The following is an 8,624-nucleotide window of genomic DNA, read 5'->3' as shown; positions in this document are numbered from 1 at the left end:
CTCGATCTCAAGATCGTGCTCGACAGCGAATATATGCTCTACGGCGTCGGCGGCCGCACCGCGATCGGCATCCGCACGGGCAGCCCGGAAAATGCCGGCAAGCGCTTCGACCAGGGTGCGCCCGGGCTTCATCATGCCTGTTTCCGCATGCGCGATCGCGCCGCGATCGACAGGGCCCACGCCTTCCTCGCGGCGCGCGACGACATCCATATCGTCCACCCGCCGCAGGAAGAACCATGGGCGCCCGGCTATTATTCGGTGCTGTTCGAGGACCCCGACGGCATCCGCGTCGAATTCAACCATGTCCCCGGCGTCGGCCTGCTTGCCGACGGCGAGCAGATCGGCGGCGCCGATGCGTTCGACTAGAAACCGTACACCAGCGTAAAGCGCGTCTGGGTATCGACGCTTTCGATCCCCGGCGGCGGGCTGGTGTCGATCTGCGCCGAATAGGCGATGCGCGCCGACAGCGCGCCGGTCAGCTTGGCGTTGAGCGCGGTTTGCGAACTCGTCGAGCCGTTGGCCTCGCCGATGATCGTCGAGGCCACCTGCGTCAGCCGTATCGTCGGCGACATCTGCCAGCCGAAATCGAGACCTGCCAGCGCGGTCAATTCGGTATCCGCACCGCCATTGACGAAATCGGTCTGGCGAAACGCGGGGCCGCCCTTCAGGCTGAGCGTCATCTTCTTGTTGTCGATCACCCTATATCCAAGCCCGCCCGACAGGTTCCAGCGCGTGTCGTATCCGAGTATCCGGTCATGCTCCCAGCGACCGAGGCCAAAGGCAAAGGTGCGGTCGTTGATCCGGTATTGGGGCTCGATCTCGGCCAGATAGCGTTCGATCGACGTCTTGCCGTTGGTCCGCTGGTAATCGGCCTGCGCGCGAAACTTGTGCGTCCAGTCGATCCCCTTGCGCGCGATCGCGACGCCGGCGCTCAGCCCGACGGATTCGGTGTTGCCGCTGCTCTGCGATGCGCCGATCTGCCCCTCGCCTTTCCAGTTTTGCCAGAATTTCGAGGCCGCCAGCCTCGCACGCTCGGCCGCCACCGCTTCGTCCTTCAGCCGCTTTCGTTCGGCGCGATAGGCGACGACCCGCGCCTCGATCTCCGACGCTCTCTCGGGGTTGGCTGCCTTCGCCAGCTTTGCCACCGCCTCGACGTCGGCATCCTTGCCGCTCGCCATCGCGGCCACCAGCATATCGCGCACCGGGTCGGGCGGAACCGGCGGCGCGTGCCTGTTCCGGTACTCCGCCAGCAGCGCGTCGATTTCGCGAGCGCTGTAGGGATTGGCCAGTCGGGCAACTTTGACCACCGCTTCGACATCGGCATCCTCGCCGCTTGCCATCGCGGCGTCGATCATGTCGCGCACGTCGTCGGGCAACATGGGATGGAGCGGAACGACCTCCATGGGAAACGGATTGGCGAGCACCGGGTCGGCGAGCACGGGATTGGGCTGCGGCGGGTTCACCGGCTCCTGCGACGCCTCTGCCGACTGGGCGGCCAAGGCGAACAGGCTGAGTGCCGCAAAGCGGGGGATTGATGTCACCGATGACGTCCTTCTCTGGGGGCAGAAGCCGGGTTCGTTCGATCGTCGGCGCGGCCAGAGCGCGTCCGGCTATCCCTATAACCCGAAAGTTGCTGGCATTTCCACCCCGCCTGCCCCATCGCAAACCTATGCTGATCGCAATCATCGCCATTTTCTGCGCCGGGGTCGGCAATTTCGCGATGCACCGCGCCTTCATGGAGAGCGACGACCCGTTGATCCGGCAGATGGTGAAACCGCTCGCCGACAAGGCCGGACCGCATATCACCTATATCTTCGAGTTTCTGCTGCTGGTCGGCGCGATGGCAATCGCGGTGCAGAACTGGTTCACCGCGCTGATGCTCTACGGCCTCTACACGATCTTCAACGCGATGGCCTTCAGCTGGATCATGCAGCGGCGGGATTAGAAGCGGCGGCTTTCCGGCCGTGAGCTGCCCGGTCCTTTTTCGTCACCTCCCGACTTGATCCGGGGCCTGCCTTCTCGAAGGAAAGGCGGATCTCTAGTCAAGCCCGGGATGGCGAGGGGCGGGCGCGTCGACGACAGCTCACCGCCCATAGGCTCACGCAGGAAATCCCCGCACTTGCTCCATCGGCCAAACAGGTCTACATCGACCGCCGAACGGCCGCCCCGCGAGGGGCGGCCCTTATTATTTCCGCTTGGAGAGCTTTCGTCATGGCCAACGCCGATGCCACACCGCTGATGCCGCACGCGACCGCCGCCTGGCTGGTCGACAACACCGGCCTCACCTTTGCCCAGATTGCCGAATATTGCGGCATCCACATCCTCGAGGTCCAGGCGATCGCCGACGAGACCGCCGCGACCAAATATACCGGCCGCGACCCCGTCCGCGCGCACGAACTGTCGATGGAAGAGATCGAGAAGGGTCAGAAGGACCCCAATTACAAGCTCAAGATGAGCAAGCAGGCGCAGGACACGATCCGCCGCACCCGCGGCCCGCGCTACACCCCGGTCAGCAAGCGCCAGGACAAGCCCGACGGCATCGCGTGGATCCTGAAGAACCACCCCGAAGTGTCGGACGGCGCGATCGGCAAGCTGATCGGTACGACGCGCAACACGATCGGCGCGATCCGCGACCGCAGCCACTGGAACAGCGCGAACATCGTACCCAAGGATCCGGTGACGCTCGGCCTCTGCTCGCAGCGCGAACTCGACGCGCTCGTCGCCAAGGCGGCGAAGAAGGCCGGCATCAAGGCGCCCGAGGACAGCCGTTTCGAAGGCGACCGTGAGGCGCTGCTCGAAGAGCTGCGCGCCGAGCGCACTGCGGCGGCCGAAGCACGCGCCGCCGAAGAGGCCGAAACCGACAGCGAAGCCTGAGCCATGGCAGGAGCGGACGAGGACAATATTCCGGCGGCCAGCGGCTCGCCGGATGCCTCGTTGACGCAGGACGACAGCTTTACCGCGACGAGCCATGCGGGCCTGACCTATCCGTGGGGCGACGCCGCGCCAGGTCCGGGCGAGACGATCCGCATCGCGAACGGGATCAGTTGGGCGCGCATCCCGATGCCGGGGTCGCTCGGCCATATCAACAGCTGGCTGCTCGACGATCATGATGGCGTCGCGGTGGTCGATACCGGCATCTGCCTGACGATGTGTTCGGATGCGTGGAAGGCGCTCTATGCCGGGGCGCTCAGGGACAAGCGCGTCACGCGCGTTATCGGCACGCACCTCCACCCCGACCATATCGGCCTCGCGGGCTGGATCGCGAAGAAACAGGATGTGAAGCTGTGGATGACGCGCGGCGAGATGCTGACCGCGCGTGCGATCGTCGCCGATTCCTCCGACACCGCGCCCGATGAGGTGCTGACCCAGTCGCGCGCGGCGGGCTGGGACGAGGCGGCGATCGAGACGCAGCGCTCGCGCGGCTGGAACATGTTCCAGCGCATGATCTTCACCTTGCCGCGCTCCTATGTGCGGATCGAGGATGGCGAGCGGCTCGACATGGGCGCGCACCAGTGGCGCGTCGTCACCGGGTCGGGGCACAGCCCCGAACATGCGTGCCTGTGGAACGAGAAAGAGGGTGTGCTGGTGTCGGGCGACCAGGTGCTGCCGCGGATCAGCTCGAACGTCTCGGTCAACATCACCGAACCCGACGCCGATCCGCTCGGCGAATGGCTGGCGTCGATCGACAAGTTGCTCAACGTCGTCCCCGCCGACGTCGTCACCTGTCCCGCGCATGGCGAGCCGTTCAAGGGGCTGCACGTGCGCCTGATGGCGCTCCGCGACGAGCATCGCATGCGGCTCTACAATCTCGCCGAAGCTGCGGCGAAGACGCCCATGCGCGCGGTCGACAGCTTCCCCTTGCTCTTCAACCGTCCGATCGGCGAGCATAATCAGGGCCTCGCGACCGGCGAGGCGCTCGCGCATCTGAAACGACTGGAGGTCGAAGGCCGCGTCCGGCGCGAGGACCGCGACGGGGTGTGGTGGTATCACGGGGTGGCGTGAGGCCCCGGATCGGGTCCGGGGTGACGAAGAAAGATAGCGCAGTTCTCGGTCGGTTAGCCGACGTTCGCGCCTACGCCCCCATCGCCACGAACCCCGGCTCTGCCTCGACCCGGACGATCCAGCTCTGCACGGCAGGATAATCGGCGAGCGCGAACCGCCCGCTGTCCTCTGCCACATGCGTATAGGCATAGAGCGCGATGTCGGCGAGCGAGAGGTCGTGCCCCGCGAGCCAGTCGTGCGCCGACAGATGTTCGTCCATCAGCTTGAGCGCCGCCGCCCCCGCCGCCTGCTTCAGCGGCAGTTGCAGCCGCTGTGCGTCGCTCAGATTGGCTTCGCCGATCCACTTCATCCAGAAGCGCAAGGTCGCGACGTTGGGCTCGTGATTATATTGTTCGAAGAACATCCAGTGCAGCATGTCGGCGCGCTCGAACCGGTCATAGGGGACGAGGTGCGTGCCATCGGCGAGCCAGAAACAGGCGGCGTTGCTTTCGGGCAGGAAACGGTCGCCGACCTGCAGCACCGGGATGCGGCCGTTGGCGTTGACGTTCGCCAGGAATTCCGCCGTCCGCGTCTCGCCCGCCATGATATCATATTCGCGCCGCTCGATCGGCGTACCGAGCAGCGCTGCGGTCAGCCGGATCTTGTAGCAATTCCCGCTTGCCGCATATTCGTGAAGAATCGGCACATCGCCCATCGAAGCCCCCATTGTCTTGTTTCGCCGCTGCCCCCACATCCAGCGGCGCCTCTATGCTGCGACAAGTCCGCATCCGCAAGCGGGCGCGCCGGTCCTCAGGGGCCGCACTGCCAAAGCCCCGCGAAGACGCGCTGCGCGCCGTCGGCGCGGTCGGCGGTCAGCGTCGCTGGCCGCGGCGGCGATTCGCCGCCGCCCTGCGCGGGTCCGGTCAGCGCGACGCGAAGCTGCAGTCCCTTGCCAAAGAATTTCGTACCCTTCGCCATGGCATCGAAGCCGCCATTGGCCGACACCGTCTCGATCGTGTCGCCGACCTTGACGATTCCGCGCGCCGGATCCTGCGATGCGACATTGCCCTTGGCGAGCAGGAGCGGCTGCGCCGCCGCGCTGGCGGCGAAACTGCATCCGAGTTCGCCGTCGAGCCTTGCGCCGCCGACATCGGCTTCGGAGAGGGCGGTCAACTCGATCGGCGAACCGTCGCCGCCGCGCGTCGGGATGTCGACGGGCTTGATCGCGGGGGGTGCCGTATCGGCCGTCACAACCTCGGCCGCGCCGCCCGGGCCCGCGGACGCCTTCTCTTCCGCAGGCTGCGAAGAGCAGGCGGAAAGCGCGAGAGCAATGGTGGTTGCGGAAAGGAAAAGGGTACGCAAATCCAGACGGGGTTTCATCGTCGGAAGTCTCCTGATGTTAGCCCCTGTTATCCCGTTAACCTTTGAAATGGTGTAACGTTCCCGCCTATTCCACCGTCAGCACGATCTTCCCGACATGTTCGCCCGCCTGCATCCGCGCATGCGCGGCACTCGCCTCGGCGAGCGGGAAGGTCCGGTCCATCGCGGGCTTCCATCCGCCCTCCGCCAGCCGCGGCCAGAGCGTGCGGTGGATTTCGTCCGCCAGCACGGCCTTGAAATCGACGCTGCGCGCGCGGAGCGTCGAGCCGGTCAGCGTCAGCCGGCGGCGCATCACGTCGGCGATGTCGAACTCGACCTTCGCGCCGCGCTGGAACGCGATCGTGACGTGGCGGCCGTCCTCGGCGAGGCATTCAAGATTGCGCGGCAGATAGTCGCCGCCGACCATGTCGAGCACGACATCGACACCCTTGCCGCCGGTGAAGGCCTTCACCGCCTCGACATAGTCCTCGCTCGAATAATCGACCGCGAGATCGGCGCCGAGCGCCGTCGCCGCGGCGCATTTGTCGGCGCTGCCGCACGTCACGACGATCCGGATGCCGAACAGCTTGCAGAGCCCGATCGCGGTGGTACCGATACCGCTGGTGCCGCCATGGACAAGCACCGTCTCGCCGTCGCGCACATAGCCACGCTCGAACAGGTTATGCCAGACGGTGAAGACCGTCTCGGGCAGCGCCGCCGCCTCGGCCATCGAAAAGCCCTTCGGCACCGGCAGGCAGCTTCCCGCGGGCGCGGCGCAATATTCGGCGTAGCCGCCGCCGGCGACGAGCGCGCACACCGCCTGCCCCAGAAGCTCGGGATCGCCGCCCGGCCCGACCGCGACGATCGTCCCCGCGATCTCCAGCCCCGGCAGGTCCGACGCGCCCGGCGGCGGCGGGTAGAAACCCATGCGCTGCAGCACGTCGGGGCGGTTCACCCCGGCGGCGGCGACCCGGATCAGCACTTCGCCCGCCGCGGGCTCCGGCACCGGCCGCGTCGCCGGTTGCAATACTTCGGGCCCGCCCGGCGCGCTGATGGCGATGGCGGTCATGTCTGTTGGCACGCTGGTCACGCTGCTAATTCCCCCACTGGTCCCGTCATTTCCCCCACCCCCTGCCCCGCCTTATTGACAGTGCGGCGACACGGGTCAACAGTCGCGCGCCTTTTCGGCACAGGGGCCAGCGAGAGAGGATACGCCATGGACGATGACGACCTTCCCCGCCGCCGCGACGATGTGCTCGCGGCACTGATCAAGCAACCGCTCGATCCGCTATCGGTGGACGAGCTCGACGAGCGCATTGTCGCGCTCGAGGCCGAGATCGAGCGCGTCAAGGCGCACCGCAGCGCTGCGACCAGCCAGAAAGCCGCCGCCGAGGCGCTCTTCCGGAAGGGTTAGCTACTCGGCCTCGGTGCTGAGCCCGAGTTCGGGGATGCCGATCGAGCGCCGCCCGCCGAAATCGGCGCGCACGACGATCACCCCCTGCTTTTCCATATAGTCGACGAGGCGGCGGATGCGCCCCGGCGATCGGCTGCCATAAGCGCGGCCGAGGATCTCGTCGTCGGGGCAGGGCTCGCCGTCCATCGCGGCGCGCGCGATCTGCAGGAAGGGCGCGAACATGTCATGCGGCAGCCGGTCGGCGACGATGAGCGCCTTGCGCCAGCGCGGCTCGGACGGATCGAACACACCCCCTTTGGCGAGCGCGAAGCGGCGGCGGAAGGCGGCGAGGTCGAGCGGCACCTTCTTCAGCTTCTGCATCCGGCAGCGCACCGAAAAATCCTGATAGAGGAAGGATTCGGGCTGGAAGGCGCAATCTGGGTCGGAGAGCATCTCCTGCAGCGTATCGATCACCACCGCGTCGCCCTGTTCGGCTTCCTCGACCGCTTCGAGGATATCGAGCACGGGCGGGGCATCGGCATCCTCATGCAGCGGCTCGCTCGCTGCGATCCGCTCCAGCACTTCGCTCGCCGCGACCGGTTCGGGTTCGGGCGCAAAGAAGCGCGGCTGGGCGGGCGCTTCCAGTTCGGTGAAGAGCATCGAACGCATATCCTCACCCCCTGCCGACGGCAGCGGCATCAGCCCGTGCGTGCCCAGCCGCGTCGAGGTCTGCGTTGCGCCGATGCGCACCGCGATCGGCCGCCGCGAGATCGCGGGGCCGAGCCCGAGGAAATGCCCGCGCTCCAAATCGCGGATCGTCTCGGCCTGCCGCCGCTCCATGCCGAGCAAATCGGCGGCGCGCGCCATGTCGATATCGAGGAAGGTGCGCCCCATCAGGAAGTTGCTCGCCTCGGCCGCGACATTCTTCGCAAGCTTCGCCAGCCGCTGCGTCGCGATCGCCCCCGCAAGGCCGCGCTTGCGCCCGCGGCACATCAGGTTGGTCATCGCGCCGAGACTCGCGCGGCGAACGTTGTCGGCGACGTCGCCCGCGACGCTTGGCGCGAACATCTGCGCCTCGTCGACCACGACCAGCGCGGGAAACCAATGCTCGCGCGGCGCATCGAACAGCGCGTTGAGGAACGCCGCCGCGCAGGTCATCTGCGCCTCGATATCGAGCGATTCGAGGCTGAGGATGATCGAGGCGCGATGCTCGCGGATGCGCGCGCCCATCGCCGCGATCTCGCGCTCGTTATAGTCGCCGCCGTTGATCACGACATGGCTGTACGCATCGGCGAGCGTGACGAAATCGCCCTCGGGATCGATGACGATCTGCTGCACCAGTTCGGCGCTTTCCTCGAGGATGCGGCGGAGAAGGTGCGACTTGCCCGACCCCGAATTACCCTGCACGAGCAGCCGCGTCGCGAGCAGTTCCTGCACGTCGATGCGCACAGCCTGCCCCGTGCCGTCGGTTCCGATCTCGATGCTGGTCTTCACGGACGCCGCCCTATCGGGGCGCTTGGGCAAAGACAACCGGGCGGGTCTTCGGATCGCCCGATTTTGCCGCGCGAGCTTGCCAAGCGGCGCGAACGGGCCAAAAGGACGTCATGGATTTCGACGACCAACTCCGCCGCTATTTCGGCACCGCCGACTTGGACGCAATCCACCCCGAGGCACACGCCGCGGGCACCGAACGCATGCGCGTCGATTTCGGGTTGGAGACCAACCCCGGCCGCCGCTTCGCGCTGTGGGCACTGATGTACATGCTCGGCGTCGCGCCCGACCTCGACGTCGCGTTCAAGGACGAGGGCGAACGCAACATCGCGCGCGATTTCATGGATATGGTCGATCGGGCGGGAGAGGGTTGATCTGGAGTGTCAGGAAACGACCGGGA

Annotated in this window: 11 protein-coding genes; 6 read left to right on the top strand and 5 right to left on the bottom strand. The window is 66.7% G+C overall.

Annotated elements, in window-relative coordinates; translation table 11 throughout:
* Nucleotides 1-366: VOC family protein (locus VGD20_RS09510; protein WP_331134208.1), on the top strand; the 366-nt coding region annotated here is incomplete at its 5' end.
* Here VGD20_RS09510 and VGD20_RS09505 read toward each other — a convergent pair.
* Nucleotides 363-1,541, bottom strand: coding sequence for a DUF481 domain-containing protein (locus VGD20_RS09505; protein WP_331134207.1), 1,179 nt, complete (start codon nt 1,539-1,541; stop codon nt 363-365). The genes VGD20_RS09510 and VGD20_RS09505 overlap by 4 nt on opposite strands.
* A 128-nt stretch (nt 1,542-1,669) precedes the next feature.
* Here VGD20_RS09505 and VGD20_RS09500 point away from each other — a divergent pair, with 128 nt between their 5' ends.
* The 3 genes from VGD20_RS09500 to VGD20_RS09490 all read left to right on the top strand — a co-directional run bounded on the left by VGD20_RS09500 (nt 1,670) and on the right by VGD20_RS09490 (nt 4,002).
* Nucleotides 1,670-1,945, top strand: coding sequence for a hypothetical protein (locus VGD20_RS09500; RefSeq protein ID WP_331134206.1), 276 nt, complete (start codon nt 1,670-1,672; stop codon nt 1,943-1,945).
* 293 nt (nt 1,946-2,238) lie between these two features.
* A complete protein-coding gene (locus VGD20_RS09495) occupies nt 2,239-2,874 on the top strand; it encodes a DUF1013 domain-containing protein (protein WP_331134209.1) in 636 nt (211 codons plus the stop codon).
* 3 nt (nt 2,875-2,877) lie between these two features.
* Nucleotides 2,878-4,002 carry an MBL fold metallo-hydrolase gene (locus tag VGD20_RS09490; RefSeq protein ID WP_331134205.1) on the top strand — a complete coding sequence of 375 codons (1,125 nt, stop codon included), beginning with the start codon at nt 2,878-2,880 and terminating at the stop codon, nt 4,000-4,002.
* A 70-nt stretch (nt 4,003-4,072) separates the two neighbouring features.
* Here VGD20_RS09490 and VGD20_RS09485 read toward each other — a convergent pair whose 3' ends face one another.
* The 3 genes from VGD20_RS09485 to VGD20_RS09475 form a co-directional block, all read right to left on the bottom strand.
* The gene (locus tag VGD20_RS09485) at nt 4,073-4,696 is read right to left on the bottom strand and encodes a glutathione S-transferase family protein (protein WP_331134204.1); all 624 of its coding nucleotides are present in this window, start codon (nt 4,694-4,696) and stop codon (nt 4,073-4,075) included.
* Between the two features lie 95 nt (nt 4,697-4,791).
* Nucleotides 4,792-5,361 (bottom strand): hypothetical protein, encoded by a 570-nt coding sequence (locus tag VGD20_RS09480; protein WP_331134203.1) that lies wholly within the window; start codon nt 5,359-5,361, stop codon nt 4,792-4,794.
* A gap of 67 nt (nt 5,362-5,428) precedes the next feature.
* Nucleotides 5,429-6,409, bottom strand: a complete 981-nt coding sequence (locus tag VGD20_RS09475) for an NAD(P)H-quinone oxidoreductase (protein WP_331134202.1) — start codon at nt 6,407-6,409, stop codon at nt 5,429-5,431.
* A 147-nt stretch (nt 6,410-6,556) separates the two neighbouring features.
* Between VGD20_RS09475 and VGD20_RS09470 the strand changes: the two genes are divergently transcribed.
* Nucleotides 6,557-6,754 carry a DUF1192 domain-containing protein gene (locus tag VGD20_RS09470; RefSeq protein ID WP_331134201.1) on the top strand — a complete coding sequence of 66 codons (198 nt, stop codon included), beginning with the start codon at nt 6,557-6,559 and terminating at the stop codon, nt 6,752-6,754.
* On the opposite strand, the gene VGD20_RS09465 is transcribed toward VGD20_RS09470, so the two are convergent.
* Entirely contained in the window at nt 6,755-8,227 is a 1,473-nt protein-coding gene (locus tag VGD20_RS09465) for an ATP-binding protein (RefSeq protein ID WP_331134200.1), read from the bottom strand.
* A gap of 110 nt (nt 8,228-8,337) precedes the next feature.
* Between VGD20_RS09465 and VGD20_RS09460 the strand changes: the two genes are divergently transcribed.
* Nucleotides 8,338-8,598 carry a hypothetical protein gene (locus VGD20_RS09460; protein WP_331134199.1) on the top strand — a complete coding sequence of 87 codons (261 nt, stop codon included), beginning with the start codon at nt 8,338-8,340 and terminating at the stop codon, nt 8,596-8,598.
* The last annotated feature ends 26 nt before the right edge of the window (nt 8,599-8,624 follow it).

Origin of the sequence: Sphingopyxis sp., assembly GCF_036402335.1 — a bacterium.
Classification (GTDB): Bacteria; Pseudomonadota; Alphaproteobacteria; order Sphingomonadales; family Sphingomonadaceae; genus Sphingopyxis.
Note: the sequence above shows the minus strand (reverse complement) of the source record. Positions and strands in the feature narration are given on the sequence as shown.

Bases quoted from the DNA above. Each gene is read 5' to 3' on its own strand.
- VGD20_RS09500 (WP_331134206.1), top strand. From the start codon at position 1,670: ATGCTGATCGCAATCATCGCCATTTTCTGCGCCGGGGTCGGCAATTTC.
- VGD20_RS09495 (WP_331134209.1), top strand. From the start codon at position 2,239: ATGCCGCACGCGACCGCCGCCTGGCTGGTCGACAACACCGGCCTCACC.
- VGD20_RS09490 (WP_331134205.1), top strand. From the start codon at position 2,878: ATGGCAGGAGCGGACGAGGACAATATTCCGGCGGCCAGCGGCTCGCCG.
- VGD20_RS09485 (WP_331134204.1), bottom strand. From the start codon at position 4,696: ATGGGCGATGTGCCGATTCTTCACGAATATGCGGCAAGCGGGAATTGC.
- VGD20_RS09480 (WP_331134203.1), bottom strand. From the start codon at position 5,361: ATGAAACCCCGTCTGGATTTGCGTACCCTTTTCCTTTCCGCAACCACC.
- VGD20_RS09475 (WP_331134202.1), bottom strand. From the start codon at position 6,409: ATGACCGCCATCGCCATCAGCGCGCCGGGCGGGCCCGAAGTATTGCAA.
- VGD20_RS09470 (WP_331134201.1), top strand. From the start codon at position 6,557: ATGGACGATGACGACCTTCCCCGCCGCCGCGACGATGTGCTCGCGGCA.
- VGD20_RS09460 (WP_331134199.1), top strand. From the start codon at position 8,338: ATGGATTTCGACGACCAACTCCGCCGCTATTTCGGCACCGCCGACTTG.